The organism is Rhizobium sp. JAB6, assembly GCF_003024605.1.
Classification (GTDB): domain Bacteria; phylum Pseudomonadota; class Alphaproteobacteria; order Rhizobiales; family Rhizobiaceae; genus Rhizobium.
Genome location: NZ_PYJQ01000004.1, coordinates 142,507 through 160,351 on the forward strand (window position 1 = coordinate 142,507; position 17,845 = coordinate 160,351).

Sequence of the window (17,845 nt, forward strand, 5' to 3'; positions counted from 1 at the left end):
CATGAAGCAGGATAAAGCAATCGTCGTTCGCCCCTCCCGGGAGAGCGATGTGGATGCCATGCTGGCGATCTATCGCCGCCATATTCACCGCGGTGTCGAAGCCGGGGTTGATGATAGCGACACCCCGCAGCCGGACGATCTGCGCGAACGGCGCAAGAATTTGAAGGACAAACGCTTCCCGCATGTCGTTGCGATCGATGGTGAGAAGGTGGTCGGCTATGCCTATGTGGTGCTGTTCCGCAAGCGCCCGGCCTATCGCTACACCGTTAAGCATTCGATCTATGTTCATCACGACCATGTGGGTCAGGGCGTCGGGAGCCTGCTGATGCGCGGGCTGATCGACGCCTGCGCCGCGGCCGGTTTCCGGCAGATGATCGGCTATATCGACGCCGACAACGCCGCGTCGCTGGCCTTGCACGAGCGCTTCGGCTTCGTTCGCGTTGGCCTGCTGCCGGCCGTTGCCTATCGCTACGGCCGCTGGGCCGATACCGTGATGGTCCAGCGTTCGCTTGGTCCCGGCTCCACGACGCAGCCGCCTCCGCCGCCGCTCTCCACCCGCTGAAGCAGAGCAGGCTTATACCGGCTGCTTGGCTTGAACCGGTCTGAAGCCCAGGACGAAATCGACGACCTTGGACGAAGACATTTCGCAAGGCTTGAGGGCGAGGCTTGCTCCGGAGAGCACATAGAGATTGAAGCTGACGACATCGGTGCCGCCAAGCTCCTCGCCATAAAGCCAGATCCGTTTCCCGTCAGCCGATCGTTTGACCGTCACGCCCCAGGGGCGATTTTGAACACGCCCCTCCGAATAGCCGCCAGCCAGCTTCGCAAGCGCATGTTCGAAATCCGACAATTCGACGGGCGGCAGCTGCGGCGCGTCGTCCGTCATGGCGCCAGGCATTCGTCACATATGCCGCAGCCGTCCTCATCCATCTTCCTCGCCGATCGCAGCCTTCGACAGCACAGGCACGCAGTTCCATCCGATCGCGATTCCTCATCGCGTTCGGGTGGAAGGATCTCCATCAGCAGGTCGGAAAGGGGTTCGGTTGCGATTTGGCACATCTTAAGGCTCCGTATTGGGGGATGGACAAGAGATAAGAAGCCTCGAAGACATCTCAAGGTGGCACTTGCGGATGACTGTTCCACAGCGATTTGCCCGCGTCTCCCGGGCCCGGCAAGGGAGCCGGTTTGATATCGTCATCGGGAATGATATGTTCTGTATTTGTTTCAGCCCACAATCGAAAGGCCCATGCTGAACCTGCAGCGTGATGACCGAAATCGCCATGAACGACACGAGCTCGAACCCGGTCAGAAAGATCATCCATGTCGATATGGATGCATTCTATGCATCGGTCGAGCAGCGGGACAATCCGGAGCTGCGCGGCAAGCCGCTTGCGGTCGGCGGGTCGGCGGCGCGCGGCGTCGTGGCGGCAGCAAGCTACGAGGCCCGCGCCTTCGGCGTTCATTCGGCGATGCCTTCGGTCACGGCGAAGCGGAAATGCCCCGACCTGATTTTCGTGCCGCCGCGCTTCGACGTCTACAGGGCGGTGTCGCAGCAGATCCGTGAGATCTTTGCCGAATATACTTCGATGATCGAGCCGCTGTCGCTTGACGAAGCCTATCTCGACGTCACCCGGAACCTCAAGGGTATGGAAATCGCCACCGAGATCGCGCTGGAGATCCGGACCAAGATCAAGCAGGTCACCGGTCTCAACGCCTCTGCCGGCATTTCCTACAACAAGTTCCTCGCCAAGATGGCGAGCGACCTCAACAAGCCCAATGGCCAGGCTGTCATCACGCCGAAGAACGGGCCGGCCTTCGTCGAAATGCTTCCCGTCAAGAAATTCCATGGCGTCGGGCCGGCAACCGCCGAGCGGATGCATAAATACGGGATCGAAACCGGGCTGGATCTGAAATCGAAATCGCTCGCCTTCCTCCAGGAGCATTTCGGAAAAGCGGGTCCCTATTTCTACGGTATTGCCCGTGGCATCGACGAGCGCCCGGTAAAACCGGATCGGATCCGCAAATCCATCGGGGCGGAAGATACGTTCGCCGTAGATATCGACGATCTCGCGCGGGCGACGGCGGAGCTCCAGCCACTTGCGCAGAAGGTTTGGCGCTACTGCGAAACAGGCGGCTTCAGCGCCAAGACGGTGACCGTGAAGATCAAATATTCGGACTTCACCCAGGCGACGCGCAGTCGGACAAGCTCCTTGCCGGTCGTCGGCGTCGGCGCCGTTCTTGAGACAGCGTCGGGGCTTCTGGCCACCGTCCATCCGTTCACGCGACCGATCCGGCTGCTCGGCATTACGCTTTCGTCTTTGACGAACGAAGAGGCCGATACTGGGAGATCACAGCCTCAGCTCGATCTCGGCATCTGAAGGGGGCTGATCCGCCATCGGGGATATACTCGGCGCTCCCCTTGGTCGAGCAGGGCAATCGCGTATGAGCCGGATCGGCGTGGGAAACTCCTTCTCCCCCACGGGAAGAAGGAGACGAGGCCGGCACTGGCCATGCATGGGGTTCCTCCTTTCACGATCTGCCAGCACTACCGCTCAGGAAGCCCTCCTCCGCTTCATCATCGCGTTCAGCTTTTCCGCCCCGGCTTCGTCGACGGGCGTGTAGACGATCATGCGGTCCTCATTGCTGGGTCTTGCCCACCAATTGTTGGATTGCAGCGGCAGGATCGTGCCATCCGCCAGCCGGAAACGCTTGACGGTATTCTCGATGCCTTTGAGTTGATAGCGATCCCATACGATCCGGAACTGATCGGAAGCGCTCATATAGCGTTCCAATTGCCGCTCCCAGCTTGGATCATCGAGATGCTCAGCCATGGAGGCACGAAACAGCGCTGCCATATTGGCCAGCATCTCGTCGGGATCGGCCTGGCTTGCGCGCCAGGCAGGATTGACGAGGGATAGATAGATGCAGTTCCGGTCCTCGGGTGGAATGGCATCGAGATCGACGCCGACGAGGCGGCGATAGGCCTCGTTGAAGCCTCGTATATTGTAGCGCTTCGTCTGTATAAGAGCGGGATAGGGACAGAGATGATCGAGAATGCGCTGGCTGGCTTCGGTCAGCGGCTCGCAGGCGCGCGGATTTTCGAGCCGGGGCGGGACCGGCAGATTGGCCAATCTGAACAGGTGCTCCGTCTCGACGTCGTTGAATTCCAAAGCATGCGCGACCGAGAGCAGCACGCGCGGCGACACGCGGATCGGGCGACCCTGCTCCAGCTTGGTGTACCAGGTAATGCCGATATCGGCTCGCGACGCCACTTCCTCCCGCCGCAATCCGGGTGTACGAATCCGCCCTGCCCGACCAAGTCCCAATCTTTGCGGATCGAGGGTTTCCCGCCGTCTTCGCAACATCTCGCCGAGTTCCTGTGCCCGCGAAAGCACCTGATTGGGAACCATATCGAGCGTTCCGTGCATTTTCCTTCTCCAGCCTGACACTTCTTATACCAGTCTAAACAGGTATCTTGTACCAGTTTAACATGAGTGTAGAACGCTGTGGACTCAGTTTTGGAAATACTTTGAGGTCCCCCATGTCATCCGCACCAATCCGGCTCGGCCAGTTCGGCCTGCTGATCCTGCTGGCCGGCCAATTGCTGCTGCAGCTCGATTTCTCCATCATCAATGTCGGCCTCGCCGCCATTTCCGCCTCGCTGCATGCCGGCGAGACCGAACTTGAACTTTTCGTCGCCGCCTATGGCGTCGCCTTTGCCGTCTGCCTGGCAATGGGTGCGCGCATGGGCGACAATTTCGGCCGCAGGCGCATGTTTGGCCTGGCCGTCCTATTGTTCTGCCTCGCCTCCCTTCTATGCGGGGTGGCGACTTCAGTCACCTTCCTCATCGTTGCGCGCGCTCTGCAGGGAATTGCGGCTGCACTCATGGTGCCGCAGGTGCTGGCGACCATCCATGTCAGCCTGACGGGGCGCGATCACGCCCGCGCCGTCTCGCTCTATAGCGCGATCGGCGGCATCGCCTTCATCGTCGGCCAGGTTCTTGGCGGCTTCCTCATCTCGGCCGATATTGCCGGCTCCGGCTGGCGCAGCATCTTCCTCATCAATCTGCCGGTCTGCATCCTGATCCTGCTCAGCGTGTGGCGGCATGTTCCAGAAACGCGTGGCCAAGGCAGGGTTCCGGTCGACTGGTCGGGCATGATCACGCTGGCGCTTCTGACTTTATCGGTCCTGCTGCCGACCGCGCTCGGCCCATCGCTCCACTGGAACTGGCTTTGCCTGCTCGGCTTCGTGCCGATCCTGCCGCTGGTGGCGCTTCTTTGGCGCATCGAACGCGGCAAGGAGGCGCGCGGCGCCTTCCCGATCCTGCCGCCTTCGCTCACACGCATCTCCAGCATGCGCTTCGGAGGGCTGATCGCCATACTCTTCTTCACCTGCTGGAGCGGCTTCATGTTCGTCTTCGCTCTTACCTTGCAGGCGGGCGCCGGGCTGACACCGCTGCAATCAGGCAATGCCTTGATTGCGCTCGGCGGCTCCTATTTCGTCTCGGCCGCTTTTGTGACACCTCGCCTTGCAAGCATACGCCGCGAGCTCATACTGGCGATGGGCTGCATGATCCAGATGACAGGGCTTGCGCTGCTCATCGTGACGCTCGAAACGGTCTGGCCGCAACCCGGCGTCATCAACCTCATTCCATCCACCGTGCTGATCGGCTTCGGCCAGGCGCTCATCGTCAACAGCTTCTACCGGCTGGGGCTGGCGGACGTGCCGCATGAACATGCCGGCGCCGGCAGCGCCATGCTCGCGACCATGCAACAAGTGTCGCTGGGTCTCGGGCCGGCGATCCTGGGGGCGGTCTTTGCCCAGGTACTGCAATATTCCAGCGCCTATCTCTCCGCCGGGGTAACAGCGATCGCCGTCGAACTCGGGCTGATGGCCATCCTGCTGGTGGCCACGCTTCTGCGATTGGCACGGCAGCGCAGCCGATCTGAAGACGCCGAGATCGACGACACCCTCATCGTCGCGCCCGAATGATCGGACGGTTACCTTCAACAATCGGTTGATCAATAGCATGTCCGGCCTGGTGACAGACCGGACTTGCAGGCATGAACCTCGTCTTCCACCGGATGCGGCTACGCCGGCAGCTGGAAGACCCGATTGGCGATCAGGACGATGGCAACGCCGCCGGCCGGCCCCAGATAGGGAAGACTTCCTGCCTTCCTGACACCCAGATCCTGTCCGACCAGATCGAGATCATTCATTGCGCCTGCCGGCAACCTGCTTCCTCGGTCGGCTTATCGGCGTCCTATGGTTTCCATCATCGGATCAGAACAGAATGCTAACGTGACCTTCCGGCTCAGAAAGACAGGTCGTTCTTTTTCTACTAGTTTATAGAATATTCGTACCTGGCGTGCCCTCAATCCGAAGTCACGATTCTATCCGGCCCAATTCGTCATCCAATAGGCGAGCGCCGAGATGGCAGCCGCGGCCGGAAGGGTTATTACCCAAGCGATGACAATATTACCCGCCAATCCCCAGCGCACCGCGGAGACGCGCCGCGCTGCGCCGACGCCGATGATAGCGCCCGTGATCGTATGGGTGGTTGAGACCGGGATGCCGAGCCATGTCGCGGCAAACAGCGTCAAAGCACCGCCCGTCTCGGCACAGAAACCCTGCATTGGATTGAGCCTGGTGATCTTCGAACCCATCGTATGCACGATCCGCCAGCCGCCAAACAGCGTCCCGAGCGCCATCGCCGACTGACAGGACAATACGACCCAAAGGGGTACATGGAACTGCGCTCCGGTATGACCCTGGGAATAGAGCAGAACGGCGATGATTCCCATCGTCTTCTGAGCGTCGTTTCCGCCATGACCAAGGGAATAGAGGGAGGCGGAGACGAATTGCAGTACGCGGAAGGTGCTGTCGACGGCGAAGGGCGTCTGGCGAACGAATATCCAAGTCACGCACAGCACCAGGAAAAGTGCGAGAATGAAGCCCAGCAGAGGAGACATGACGATGGCGCCGGCTGTCTTCAGCAAGCCCGACCAGACAATGGCACCCATGCCGATTTTAGCCAGGCCCGCGCCGACAAGGCCGCCGACCAGCGCATGGGATGAACTTGATGGAATGCCGAAAACCCAGGTCACGATGTTCCAGACAATCGCCCCCATCAGGGCGGCGAAGATGACCTGCGGCGTGACGATGTTGGGATCGATAATGCCGGTGCCGAGGGTTTCGGCAACGTGAAGCCCGAAGAAAAGGAAGGCGATAAAATTGAAGAATGCAGCCCATAGCACGGCATATTGCGGCCGCAGAACCCGTGTCGAGACGATGGTGGCAATGGAATTGGCAGCATCGTGCAGTCCGTTCAAAAAGTCGAAGAACAATGCCACCGCAATGAGACCCGCCAGCAGCGGAAAAGCGAGCGTGGCCTCCATCAGACGTTCTCGATCACAATGCCGCTGATTTCATTGGCGACATCTTCGAACCGGTCGACGACCTTCTCCAACTCACCATAGATCTCGCTGCCGATGATATAGCCCATGGGGTTCGTTGCGCCATGCCGGCGAAAGAGATCCTTCAGCCCCTGATCGTGCAATTCGTCGGAACGCTCTTCGACACCAACGATTTCTTCCGTGAGCGCGCTGAGGCGGGAGGAATTGGCGCCCATGCGATCGAGAAGCGGAATTGCATCGGCCACCAGTTTTGCCGCCTGAACGATCGCGCCGCCCATCTCCTGCATGCCGGGATCGAAGCTATTCTGCTCGAACAGGCGGATTGTCTTGACCGTCTTGTGCATCATGTCGATCGCATCGTCCATCGACATGATGAGATCCTTGATGTCGCCACGATCAAAAGGCGTGATGAAACTGCGCCGAACGGCAAGCAGAACTTCGCGCGTGATATTATCGGCCTCGTTCTCGAGTTCGACGATGCGTTTGCAGTGCTGCTCGGTGTCTTTGCCGCCCAGCAGTTCGTTCAGCGCTTCTGCGGCGCTGACAATTGTACGGGAATGCCGGCCGAACAAATCGAAAAAGCGATCTTCCCGGGGCATCAGTTTACGGAACCAGTTCACTCTCGGTGCTCCGAACGTGCGTTGTCATAAATCCGTCATAAATGATGGAGGCCGACATGAAAAGCCAACGTGTCCGCGAAACCGCCCGCTCCGACGGCGTCACGAGGATTGGAACGCCTGTGTAGGGGTCGTTCGGGCCTTCACCCGGCGCAAGGGCGGTGGAGAGCGGACCCAAAGGAATCGTCATGCACTCAAGCCAGCTTCCTCAACAAGAACAAGGACAACAGGGAACAATGACCACTGGATGTCGTTTGACTCCCGTCGAGATGGAGTTCGCCGATGAGTGCGCGTGCGCAATGGAAAGGATATTTGAAGTTCGGAGAGGTCGGTTGCGCAGTTGCGCTCTATACGGCAGTTTCCACTTCCGAGCGGATTTCCTTTCACACGCTGAACCGCGCAACCGGCAATCGCGTTCGCCGGGAGTTCATGGATGGCGTGACTGGAAAGCCGGTGCCGCGCGAGGATCAGGTCAAAGGCTACGAACTCAACAAGGACGATTACATCGTCCTTGAACCCGAGGAAATTGCCGCAGCGGTGCCGGAAAGCGACAAGGTCTTGCAGATCAAGGCCTTTATGGCATGCGGCGATATCGATGACGTCTATTTCGATCGGCCATATTATCTCGCCCCTTCCACTTCTGCGAGCGAAGAGGCCTTCGCACTGATACGTGAAGGAATGCGCAAGAAGCAGGTTGCCGCTATTGCCCAAACCGTGCTGTTTCGCCGCCTGCGGACCGTCATGATCCGTGCTCACGGCAAAGGGCTGATCGCGACAGTATTGAATTTCGACTATGAGGTTCGCTCGGCAAAAGAAGCCTTCGAAGATGTGCCCGATATGAAAATCGAGGGCGAAATGCTCGATCTCGCCAAGCACATCATTACCACCAAAAAAGGCAAATTCGATCCGAGCGAATTCGACGATCGCTATGAGGCCGCGCTTGCAGAGCTGGTAAAGGCCAAGATCGAGGGCAAGAAGATTCCGCAGCGCCAGCCGGCGAAGGTCGCCAAGGTGACCGATCTCATGGAGGCTCTGCGCCAGAGCGCGGGCATGGGTGGCCAAGATAAGGCCGGCGCGAGGCAACCTGCCAGAAAATCGGGCGCGGCCTCCCGCAAGGCGGCAAAATCTTCGTCGCGGCCGCAACGCAAGGCGAGCTGAGAATGGCGCTGGAGACGTATAACCGCAAACGCGACTTCAGCAAGACAGCCGAGCCGCGAGGGCGAACCGGCAAGAAAAAGATCGCAGTATCCGGCAACAGCTACGTCATCCAGAAGCACGATGCGCGCCGGCTCCATTACGATTTTCGCCTCGAATTGGACGGCGTTTTGAAGAGCTGGGCCGTGACCAAGGGGCCAAGCCTGATAGCCGGCGAAAAACGGCTGGCGGTGCAGACCGAAGATCACCCGCTGGAGTACGGGGGGTTCGAAGGCACGATCCCCAAGGGTGAATATGGCGGCGGGACTGTCATCGTCTGGGACAAAGGTTCATGGACGCCGCTCGGCGACCCCCATAAGGGCCTTGCAAAGGGACATCTCGAATTCGAGCTTCATGGAAAGAAACTCGGCGGTCGGTGGCATCTGATCCGCATGGCGGGAAAGCCACGCGAGAAACGGGAAAACTGGCTGCTGATCAAAGGCGAAGACGAGACGGCCCGCCCGGAAGGCGCTCCCGATATTCTCGATGAACGGCCGGAATCGGCAAAAACGGGACGCATCATGGACGAAGTCGAGAACGAAAAGCCGGGATGGTCCTCGAAGACCGGGAAGATCCGTCGCAGGACCGCCGGAAAGAAAGCCGATGCCGGCAAGGAGGAAGCCGGCGGACCCCAAACGCAAACGGACGCGACACCGGTTGATCCATCTTCCCTGAAGAGCGCCCGCAAGGCCGCTCTGCCATCCTTCGTCGAACCCGCTTTGGCGACGTTGGTATCCAAGCCACCTTCAGGCGCTCGGTGGCTTCACGAAATCAAATTCGACGGCTATCGGCTCGAGGTCCGCATCGAGGCGGGCCGCGTCAAGCTGCTGACGCGCAGCGGCCTCGACTGGAGCCACAAGTTCGGCAAGGAGATTGTCGGCGCCTTCCGGGATCTCCCCGTCGGCACCGCAATCATCGACGGCGAGTTGGTCGTCGAGCCGGCGGCGGGCGCTTCCGATTTCTCCGCCCTGCAAGCGGATCTCAGCGAGGGCCGCAGCGACCGTTTCGTCTTCTATGCTTTCGATCTCCTCTATCTCGACGGTTATGACCTGAAGGCCTCGCCGCTGATCGCCCGCAAGGAATTGCTGCGGAAGATCATCCCGTCCGAAACCGGGATCCTTCGCTTCAGCAGTCATTTTGATGAAAATGGCGACTTGCTGTTGTCGCATGCCTGCAGGCTGAGCCTGGAAGGGATCGTATCGAAGATCGCCAATGATCCATATCGCCCCGGCCGCGGTAAGACCTGGGTCAAATCGAAATGCTCGTCCCGGCAGGAATTTGTGATCGGCGGCTGGGTTCCTTCGACAACGTCGCGAAAGGCCATCGGCTCGCTGGTGCTCGGTGTCTATGAAGACGGCAAACTTGAACATGTCGGCCGCGTCGGCACGGGTTACACGCACATTGTCGCCGAGCAGCTCTTCAAAAGGTTAGGCCGTCTGCAGGCGAAGGAAAATCCTTTCGCGACCAAGCTGACTGCGGAAGAACATCGCGGTGTCCGCTTCGTGCGGCCCGAACTGGTTGCGGAAGTCGAATTCCGCGCCTGGACGGCAGACGGCCATTTGCGCCACGCCTCCTTCCGCGGATTGAGAGAGGACAAAAATCCGCTCGACATCGTTCGCGAAATACCACGATCCACGAGGAAGTCTTCGACTGAGAAGCCTGCGCGAGCCAGCGTATCCTTGACCCATGGCGATCGCCTTTATTGGCCCGAAGAGGGCGTTACGAAGGCGGGACTTGCGGATTATTATACTGAGGTCTGGCGCTATATGGGGCCTTTCGTCGCGGGGCGGCCGCTCGCGCTCGTGCGCTGTCCCAACGGTATCGCCGGCCAGCATTTCTTCCAGAAGCATGCATGGAAGGGCATGAACCGGAACATCGCCTTGGCGAAAGATCCGCAAGACGAAGAACCTTATGTCAGCATCGATGACCTGAACGGCCTGATCGGCCTCGTGCAGGCGGCTGTCCTCGAAATCCACCCCTGGGGATCGATGATCGGCAATTGGGAAAGGCCGGACATGATCATCATGGACCTGGATCCGGGTCCGGACGTCGCCTGGAGCAGGGTCATCGCCGCCGCGGAAGAAACGGCGGAACGGTTAAGGCAAACGGGCCTCGTGCCTTTCGTGAAGACATCGGGCGGAAAAGGGCTGCACATCGTCTGCCCGCTGGCTGCCAAGGCCGAATGGCCCGCCGTCAAAGCCTTTACCAAGGGTATAGCCGATGCCATGGCTGCCGACAGCCCCGATCGCTATGTTTCCACCATCACCAAGTCGAAACGGCATGGCAAGATTCTGATCGATTATCTGAGAAATCAACGGGGCTCGACTGCCGTCGCGCCTTATTCCACCCGCGCCCGGCCGGGCGCGGCGGTGTCGATGCCTTTATCCTGGGAGGAGTTGAGCCCCGCGATAGGTCCGGACTATTTCACCGTGCTCAACGTGCCGACGCGGCTTGCCGCGCTGCATTCGGACCCCTGGGCGGACTTCCGCAAAGCCGCCGAACCCTTGCAACAGCCATCCGCGAAGGTCAAGCGTAAGTCATAACGAACAAACCTCTTCCTGGCGGAAGCCGGAAAGTGGCTACCGCTTCCTTGCACCCTTTTCCTGCGAAAGGCTCTTGCGAAGGGCATCCATGATGCTGATGACGTTGCTTGGCGCGGGGGCCTCCTCCACCTTTGCCTTGGCGGGGCGCTTGCGCCCTTTTTTCTTGGCAGCGATGATATCGAGCAGCTTTTCCTGAACCGGGTCCGAAACCATCTCCGGATCCCATGGTTTCGTTCGTTCATCTATCAGCTCGCCCACGAGCTTCATCAGCTTGCCGTCCACGGTTTCCGATCCGATATTTCCAAAATAGTTCCGTTCATCGCGCACCTCGTCGCCGAACCGCAGGGTCCAGAGGACGATCCCCTTGTCCCTGGGCTCCAGCATGACGGCACGTTCGCGGCGATACATCACGAGCCTGGATATGCCGACCATGCGGCTGGCGGCCATCGCATCGCGGATGACGCAGTAAGCCTCTTCGCCGACAGCATCGTCGGGCGTCAGATAATGCGGCGTATCGAACCAGATCCACTCGATGCTGTCGCGCGGCACGAACATCTCGATATCGATGGTCCGGGTGCTTTCGAGCCCGACCGCATCGAGCTCCTCGTCCTCAAGGATGACATAGTCATTCTCGCCGCGCTCATAGCCCTTCACTTCATCGTCCTCATCCACTGCCTTGCCCGTGACGGAATCGACGTAGTGGCTGACGATGCGATTGCCCGTCTTTCTATTGAGCGTGTGGAAGCGAACCTTCTCATTGTCGCTTGTCGCCGGGGCCATCGCGACCGGGCACGTCACCAGCGACAGTTTGAGATAGCCTTTCCAGAAAGAACGCGCAGCCATGATTTTCCCTCCAATATCAGGGAACGATCTCCGGCATTTCATGGTTCCCTGACGGGATGTTATTAGGGCCGAGGGTCAATGCATGCCACCGCCGCCGCCCTCCTTGAGATCGACATTGCGGAGGATCAAGGCGAGTGGAATGGCGCAAAGCACGATGAGCATCAACACATGGAACACATCGATATAGGCCAGAAAGCTCGCCTGGGTCTGCACCTGCTGGCCGATCCAGGCAATCGCCTGCGCCTTCGCGTCCGCCATCGTCGCTCCCTTCTCGGCAAAATAGCGCGTCATGGTCTGCAGCGCATCGTGATAGGCGGGTGACGACGGCGTGATGTGCTCGACGAGCCGGCTCTGATGCCACTGCTCGCGATGAGCAAGCACATTCGACGCAATGCAGACGCCGATCGAACCGCCGATGTTACGGGCAGCATTGATCATGGCGGAGGCCTGATTGGTCTGCTCCGGCCTCAGGCCATAATAGGAGGCCGAGGTGATCGGAATGAAGATCAGGGGCAAACCCAGTCCTATATACAGGCGCGACCACACGAAGAAACCGAAGTTCAGTCCGGGATAAAGCTTGGTCAATTGCCACATGGATACGGCAATGATAGCCGCACCGATGGCGATCAGATACTTCGGTTGAACAATGGAATTGACGCGTCCGGCAACGAACATCATCACCATGGTGACAAGTCCGCCCGGCGACAATGCCAGCCCCGCCCATGTTGCGGTATATCCGTAGTTCTGCTGCACGACCTCCGGAATGAACTGTGTCGTTGCGATCAGGATCGCGCCGATCGCCATCATGACGATGAAACAGGAACCAAATTGCCGCGTTCCGAGCAGCCAGCCGTCGATGATCGGATTAGCCTTCGTCAGTACCCAGGGAATGGCAAGAAGAAACGACAGCAGACAAATGGCCGCCATGAGGATGATGAAGTTGGAACCGAACCAATCATCGGTCTGGCCCCGGTCGAGCGTAAGCTCCAGTGAACCCAGAAAGGTCGCAACCAGCAGGAAGCCGACAATGTCGAAGCGCACGCCCTTGCGCCGAAATTCCTCGCGCATTTTCTTCGTCTTCGGCGTTTCCGTGAGCAGGGCATAAACGAGGATGAAGGCAAAGACGCCGACAGGGCCGTTGATAAGGAAACACCAGTGCCAGGAAAGATTGTCTGAGAGATAGCCGCCCAGGGTCGGCCCGATAACCGGCGCGACGACCACGGCAACACCGAAGAGCGCAAAAGCCTGACCGCGCTTTGCCGGCGGGAAGGCGTCCGCCAGGATCGCCTGCGAGGTCGGCACCATGCCGCCGCCGGCAAAACCCTGGATCATCCGAAAGATCAGTAGCGCCTCGAGGTTCCAGGACAACCCGCACAGGATGGAAGCGATGGTGAATGTTGCGAGGCACAGGAGATAAAATCGCCGACGGCCGAAGCGTTCCGCAAAGTAGCTGCTGGCAACGAGCACGATGGCATTCGAGACGAGATACGTCGTTACCACCCAGGAGGCCTCGTCGGAACTGACGGCAAGGCCGCCGGAAATGTACCGCAGCGCCACGTTGGCGATCGTGGTATCCAGTACCTCCATGAAGGTCGCGAGCGACACGACGATGGCGATGAGCCAAGGATTCGTGGCGCGCTCGGATGAAGCCGCGCCACCGTTTGCCGTTGCTGCGCCGCTCATCTCAGTTCCTCGGTCTAACCGTGACCGTCGGCACGACGGACATGCCGGGGCCGATGGGGACATCGGCGGGCCATTTGTCAACCACGATCTTGACGGGGACGCGCTGCGTGACCTTCACGTAGTTGCCTGTCGCGTTCTCCGCCGGCAGAAGCGAAAAGGCGGTGCCGGAGCCCGGCTGTACCGAGGCCACCTTGCCATGCAGCGCATGATCCGGATAGGCGTCGATCGTCACATCCACCGGCTGGCCGGGACGCATGTCGGTCAGCTGGGTTTCCTTGAAATTCGCAGTGATCCAGACCTCATCGGGGACGAAAGTGGCGATCGCCTGACCGGCATCGATGAACTGGCCCTTTGCGCCGGTGAGGCGAACGACGCGACCGGGCTGCGCAGCGGTTATCGTCGTATAGTTGAGATTTTGCTGGGCTTCCTCCGCCTGTGCCTGCGCCTGCTTGAGGCTTGCCAGCGCGCTCGATTTCTGCGCCTCGGCCACGGCCTTGTTCTTCAACGCGGACGCTACGTTCGCCTGCATCTGGGCAAGGCTTGCCTGATCCTGCTGCAAGGTCGACGTTGCCTGCTGTACCGCCTGTACGCTACCCGATCCGGATTTGACGAGCTGCTGCTGGCGATTGGCCTCCTGCTGTGCATATTGCAGGGCCGCATTGGCCGAGTTCAACTGTGCCCTTGCCACATCGACGGAAGCGGCAGCCGCCTCGATCTGCGCGCTTGCGCTATCGACGGAGGCCTTGGCGACCTCTACCTGCGCGTTCGCCTGGTCCAGTGCGATCTGGTAGTCCCGAGGCTCGATCCGCAGGATGACATCACCGGCCTTGACATGCTGGTTGTCGGTCACCGGCACTTCGGAAACATAGCCGGAGACCTTGGCGGCAACGGAGAAGCTGCGGGCGTCGACGAAGGCATCGTCCGTTGTCTCGTAGGGATAGAAATATACTTTCCAGCCAAACCATGCGGCGGCAATGAGAACCAGGAGAGCGACCACACCCAGCAGGATCCAGAAGGGATGACGGCGAACGAAGGAGGGACGCTTTGTTTCCTGCGGAGCCTCCTTCGGACGTTCGATTTCATCTGAAGCCTGCTGTGCTGGCCGGTCCGGCCTGGTTTCCAAGGTTGTGGATTGATTGTCAGCCATGACATGACCTTTGCTTCTGTCCTGCTCAATCTGACTTCGACGGTTCAATGAAAAGGTGGTCAGCGCTATAGAAAGCGCGCGATCTTTTTTAGATCATGGATGAAGGCGGCCCGGTTTCTTTCCCTCTCGTCGGCCTCTCTGATCCGCAACAGGGCCGATGGATGGATGGTAACGAGAACATCGAGCTTCGCGGGCGAATGCAGGATATGTCCGCGATCACGCATGACCTTCACCTTCGTCCCGAGCAAGGAGGATACTGCGGTTGCGCCGAGTGCGACGACCAGCTTCGGCTTCAGCAGCTCAAGTTCCGCGCCAAGCCACCAGGCGCAACGTTGTATCTCGCCGGCATTCGGCCTCGCGTGCAGACGCTTCTTGCCGCGCATCCGATATTTGAAATGCTTGACGGCGTTGGTGACATAGCAGCGGTCGCGATCCACGCCCGCCTCATCAAGGCATTGATCCAGCAGGCGACCCGCCGGCCCGACGAAAGGCCGCGCAGCCTGATCCTCCTTGTCGCCGGGCTGCTCGCCGACGAGTACGATTTCGGCGGTACGAGGTCCCTCGCCGAATACAAGATGAGTGGCGTTGCGATAGAGGTCGCAGCGTCGGCATGATTGCGCATCGTCGTGCAGTTCGTCGAGTGTCTCTGCGTCTGCATGTTCATACGCTAGTGAAGGGCCTGCGCCGGCCGAAGCAAATCTCTCGAGCATTGGAGGCTCGCAATGGTTCCAGATTCTCCAACGATCAACTAACCGCCCTTCTGTTTGTTCCATTCGCGCGGCGTCCTGCCGCGGCGGGGAACCCGCGCTACCGGCATTCGTTAGAACGATAGAACATCCAAAAGGAGAAATCCTCATGAGCAGTCAAAGCGAACCCGGCTCCCTCGCGCTCAGCGCTTTCTTCGCCGATGAATATGATGCGGAAGCTGCGGTCCAGGAACTGACGGAGGCCGGCATACCGAAGGACGCGATCACCATGACGCCCGGCAATCGGCCCGACACATCGCCGATGGATCATATGGGCTTTCTCGACGCATTGACGGGCATCTTCTTTCATGAAGAACAGCGCACAGCCTATGCGGCGGCGCTGGAACAGGGAGGAACGCTGGTCACGGTCCAGGAGATGAACGAGGCGCAACACAATATCGCCCTGCCGATCCTGGCGGAAAAAGGTCAGATCGATATCAACGAACGGGAAAGCGGGCGCTGAATCTGTTCTCCGCTCTTGGCGATCACCGCTTGATCAGTTCGGCGAGTGGCCCGGGCGATGCTGATCGCTGCGAATCTTCTGGGCATCCATAAAACCATGCGCCCAGTCATCGCACCGACGATCGCCCTGCGGAAACGGATTGTTGTCGCTGCTCGCCCCTTTCGTGAAGGCCCTTCTGCCGAGCTCATAGGCGTCCTCTTCGGAATTCCTGTCCTCGCTGCCGATTTTCATGGCTATACCTGCTCCAATACAAGGCGTGCATCGAGGCAGGCAGTCACGAACGCAGTCCTTGATGCTTCGAGCGGAACCCTGTGCAAGACGGCTGCAGCGCATTTCGCCTTCGCATCGACGTAAGCGGAGCTTCTTTCGCACGGCCATCGTCTCGCCAGGAAATGGATTGCCTCTTCGGGCCCACGGATCATCCGATCGTCTGGGCTACCGGCTGCAAGACGAACTGGCTTGGTCCAGAGCGTCGTGAATTCCACATCAATGACATCGTACATCCAATCCTCTCCTGCCTCTCTCTACATCTTCTGGATGTCCGCCTCCCGCAGGATCGAACACTGAATATCGGCATTTGTTCCTGAAATCCTCCGATACAGAGCAGCTTTCCAGAGGGCTCTCCGTTAGGTCGGAAACCTCCATCTGACGGGCATTCGCGGCGACATGGCGATCTGCACCAAGCGGAAGTCTGGTGGAGGCAGGATCTTGGGATGAGGAGATCGTCAATGAGTGTCTTCGCCGAGGCGCGCCGCCAATTGCTGGCGAGCTCGGTTGATCCGGCTTTTCACCGTACCGATCGCGCAACCGAATCTTTCCGCGGCGGCATCGTAGGAACGCCCTTCGATGACGACGTATTGGAGCACGGAGCGATAATGCTCCGGTAACAGATTGCATGCCTCCTCAAGCTCTTTTGCCCGGATAGTCCATTCCTGTGACGGCTGCGCCACTCCGTCGCCGGAAACGCATTTGTTGGCGCCGGGAGCTTCGCGCCTGGTAATGCGGAATTTGGTGCAGAACGTATTGCGCATGATCGTGAACAGCCAGGACTTCAACCTGGTGCCTTGATCGAATTGATCGAGATTGGCCAGCGCTTTCGCCAAGGTTTCCTGGACCAGATCATCGGCGTCATTGGCATTTCTGTGAAAGCTACGCGCAAAGGCGCGAAGAGCCGGAATAAGCTCAACGATTTCATCTTGCAGACCGGCCGTTCGGTACATATCGCTCACAAGCCTTCTCCCTGGGAAACGGCGCATAGCGTATCCCGCGGCATTGGCTCGCAATGCCGGGACTCGGCTGCTGCCGAACGCAACGCACGTAGGCACACTCAGAAGTGCGTTTTCAATAAAACGACCCTGATGATTTGTGCGGATTTGCTGTTCGCTATGCGCGGTGATTCATATTCAGGATGCTTCGGAGCGTTCGAGATGCTCCTCGCATCTTCCAAGGGAACGGTTGCACCTGAAGCTTGTTCCATGAGAATCCAAATAATTGCGGCATGTCGAAACCCGACGATCGGGAGGGAACGAAAGAGGCTTATTCTTGCTATCGTTCGATCGTTCCGTTGCGCCGAATCTTGCGCTGAAGAAGCAGAACGCCGTACAGCAGGGCCTCCGCAGTGGGCGGACATCCAGGCACATAGATATCGATTGGAATGATCCGATCGCATCCGCGCACCACCGAATAGGAATAATGGTAATAGCCACCGCCATTGGCGCATGATCCCATCGAAATGACGTAACGCGGTTCGGGCATCTGGTCGTAGACCTTGCGCAGAGCCGGCGCCATCTTGTTGCAAAGGGTGCCTGCAACAATCATCAGATCCGATTGCCTCGGACTGCCCCGCGGTGCGGCACCGATGCGTTCCACATCGTAGCGCGGCATCGACATCTGCATCATCTCGATGGCGCAGCAGGCAAGCCCGAAGGTCATCCACATCAAGGAGCCGGTGCGAGCCCAGGTGACGAGTTCGTCCGTACTGGTGACGAGGAAGCCCTTATCGGCGAGCTCGCTATCGATCCAGCCCAGAAACGGATCGCCGCTCGGAGCCTCGCCGGGCTGCTGAAAGTCGCCGATGATAGGACGATCCTTAAAGGAAGACATGATCGGGTCTCCGAAAAAAGAGCTCAACTTTCATACGGACGGCTTGTTCCCGGCATTGTGGCAATTGCAGCCGATCCGCCCCAACAGAG

General features: G+C 59.3%; 19 protein-coding genes. 6 read left to right on the plus strand and 13 right to left on the minus strand.

The genetic code is table 11. The features are described from left to right. The first annotated feature begins 1 nt into the window (after window position 1). The gene (locus C7U61_RS05475; protein WP_106997146.1) at window positions 2–562 is read left to right on the plus strand and encodes a GNAT family N-acetyltransferase; all 561 of its coding nucleotides are present in this window, start codon (window positions 2–4) and stop codon (window positions 560–562) included. Window positions 563–574: 12 nt separating this feature from the next. Here C7U61_RS05475 and C7U61_RS05480 read toward each other — a convergent pair whose 3' ends face one another. Then, the gene (locus C7U61_RS05480) at window positions 575–898 is read right to left on the minus strand and encodes a hypothetical protein (protein ID WP_106997147.1); all 324 of its coding nucleotides are present in this window, start codon (window positions 896–898) and stop codon (window positions 575–577) included. Between the two features lie 382 nt (window positions 899–1,280). Here C7U61_RS05480 and dinB point away from each other — a divergent pair, with 382 nt between their 5' ends. Further along, window positions 1,281–2,378, plus strand: a complete 1,098-nt coding sequence (gene dinB / locus C7U61_RS05485; RefSeq protein ID WP_106997217.1) for a DNA polymerase IV — start codon at window positions 1,281–1,283, stop codon at window positions 2,376–2,378. A gap of 174 nt (window positions 2,379–2,552) precedes the next feature. Here the strand turns inward: dinB and C7U61_RS05490 are convergent, their stop codons facing one another. After that, complete coding sequence (locus C7U61_RS05490; protein WP_106997148.1) at window positions 2,553–3,428, minus strand: helix-turn-helix transcriptional regulator; 876 nt, start codon at window positions 3,426–3,428, stop codon at window positions 2,553–2,555. 113 nt (window positions 3,429–3,541) lie between these two features. Between C7U61_RS05490 and C7U61_RS05495 the strand changes: the two genes are divergently transcribed. Next, a complete protein-coding gene (locus tag C7U61_RS05495; RefSeq protein ID WP_181315801.1) occupies window positions 3,542–4,993 on the plus strand; it encodes an MFS transporter in 1,452 nt (483 codons plus the stop codon). Between the two features lie 98 nt (window positions 4,994–5,091). On the opposite strand, the gene C7U61_RS19715 is transcribed toward C7U61_RS05495, so the two are convergent. The 3 genes from C7U61_RS19715 to C7U61_RS05505 all read right to left on the minus strand — a co-directional run bounded on the left by C7U61_RS19715 (window position 5,092) and on the right by C7U61_RS05505 (window position 7,016). Beyond that, entirely contained in the window at window positions 5,092–5,220 is a 129-nt protein-coding gene (locus C7U61_RS19715; RefSeq protein ID WP_280952753.1) for a hypothetical protein, read from the minus strand. A 174-nt stretch (window positions 5,221–5,394) separates the two neighbouring features. Continuing rightward, window positions 5,395–6,399, minus strand: coding sequence for an inorganic phosphate transporter (locus C7U61_RS05500; RefSeq protein WP_106997150.1), 1,005 nt, complete (start codon window positions 6,397–6,399; stop codon window positions 5,395–5,397). Continuing rightward, window positions 6,399–7,016, minus strand: coding sequence for a DUF47 family protein (locus C7U61_RS05505; RefSeq protein WP_106997151.1), 618 nt, complete (start codon window positions 7,014–7,016; stop codon window positions 6,399–6,401). The genes C7U61_RS05500 and C7U61_RS05505 overlap by 1 nt, the downstream gene beginning before the upstream one ends. A gap of 300 nt (window positions 7,017–7,316) precedes the next feature. Between C7U61_RS05505 and C7U61_RS05510 the strand changes: the two genes are divergently transcribed. After that, entirely contained in the window at window positions 7,317–8,192 is an 876-nt protein-coding gene (locus C7U61_RS05510; RefSeq protein ID WP_106997152.1) for a Ku protein, read from the plus strand. Window positions 8,193–8,194: 2 nt separating this feature from the next. Continuing rightward, window positions 8,195–10,771: a DNA ligase D gene (ligD, locus tag C7U61_RS05515; RefSeq protein ID WP_106997153.1), complete on the plus strand. Its 2,577-nt coding sequence runs from the start codon at window positions 8,195–8,197 to the stop codon at window positions 10,769–10,771. 36 nt (window positions 10,772–10,807) lie between these two features. Here ligD and C7U61_RS05520 read toward each other — a convergent pair whose 3' ends face one another. From C7U61_RS05520 to C7U61_RS05535, 4 genes are all read right to left on the minus strand, one after another. Continuing rightward, a complete protein-coding gene (locus C7U61_RS05520; protein ID WP_106997154.1) occupies window positions 10,808–11,614 on the minus strand; it encodes a Ku protein in 807 nt (268 codons plus the stop codon). Between the two features lie 75 nt (window positions 11,615–11,689). Then, on the minus strand, window positions 11,690–13,297 hold the full coding sequence (locus tag C7U61_RS05525) for a DHA2 family efflux MFS transporter permease subunit (RefSeq protein ID WP_106997155.1): 1,608 nt from the start codon (window positions 13,295–13,297) through the stop codon (window positions 11,690–11,692). Between the two features lies 1 nt (window position 13,298). Beyond that, complete coding sequence (locus tag C7U61_RS05530; RefSeq protein ID WP_106997156.1) at window positions 13,299–14,444, minus strand: HlyD family secretion protein; 1,146 nt, start codon at window positions 14,442–14,444, stop codon at window positions 13,299–13,301. A 65-nt stretch (window positions 14,445–14,509) separates the two neighbouring features. After that, window positions 14,510–15,154: a UdgX family uracil-DNA binding protein gene (locus C7U61_RS05535; RefSeq protein ID WP_106997157.1), complete on the minus strand. Its 645-nt coding sequence runs from the start codon at window positions 15,152–15,154 to the stop codon at window positions 14,510–14,512. Between the two features lie 145 nt (window positions 15,155–15,299). Between C7U61_RS05535 and C7U61_RS05540 the strand changes: the two genes are divergently transcribed. Beyond that, window positions 15,300–15,653, plus strand: coding sequence for a hypothetical protein (locus C7U61_RS05540; protein ID WP_106997158.1), 354 nt, complete (start codon window positions 15,300–15,302; stop codon window positions 15,651–15,653). A 33-nt stretch (window positions 15,654–15,686) separates the two neighbouring features. On the opposite strand, the gene C7U61_RS05545 is transcribed toward C7U61_RS05540, so the two are convergent. From C7U61_RS05545 to C7U61_RS05560, 4 genes are all read right to left on the minus strand, one after another. Then, complete coding sequence (locus C7U61_RS05545) at window positions 15,687–15,884, minus strand: hypothetical protein (RefSeq protein WP_106997159.1); 198 nt, start codon at window positions 15,882–15,884, stop codon at window positions 15,687–15,689. 2 nt (window positions 15,885–15,886) lie between these two features. Further along, window positions 15,887–16,156 carry a DUF982 domain-containing protein gene (locus C7U61_RS05550; RefSeq protein ID WP_106997160.1) on the minus strand — a complete coding sequence of 90 codons (270 nt, stop codon included), beginning with the start codon at window positions 16,154–16,156 and terminating at the stop codon, window positions 15,887–15,889. 222 nt (window positions 16,157–16,378) lie between these two features. After that, window positions 16,379–16,936 (minus strand): sigma-70 family RNA polymerase sigma factor, encoded by a 558-nt coding sequence (locus C7U61_RS05555; RefSeq protein WP_348627036.1) that lies wholly within the window; start codon window positions 16,934–16,936, stop codon window positions 16,379–16,381. A gap of 262 nt (window positions 16,937–17,198) precedes the next feature. Next, window positions 17,199–17,756 carry an NADH-quinone oxidoreductase subunit B gene (locus C7U61_RS05560; RefSeq protein ID WP_106997162.1) on the minus strand — a complete coding sequence of 186 codons (558 nt, stop codon included), beginning with the start codon at window positions 17,754–17,756 and terminating at the stop codon, window positions 17,199–17,201. Window positions 17,757–17,845 lie beyond the last annotated feature (89 nt).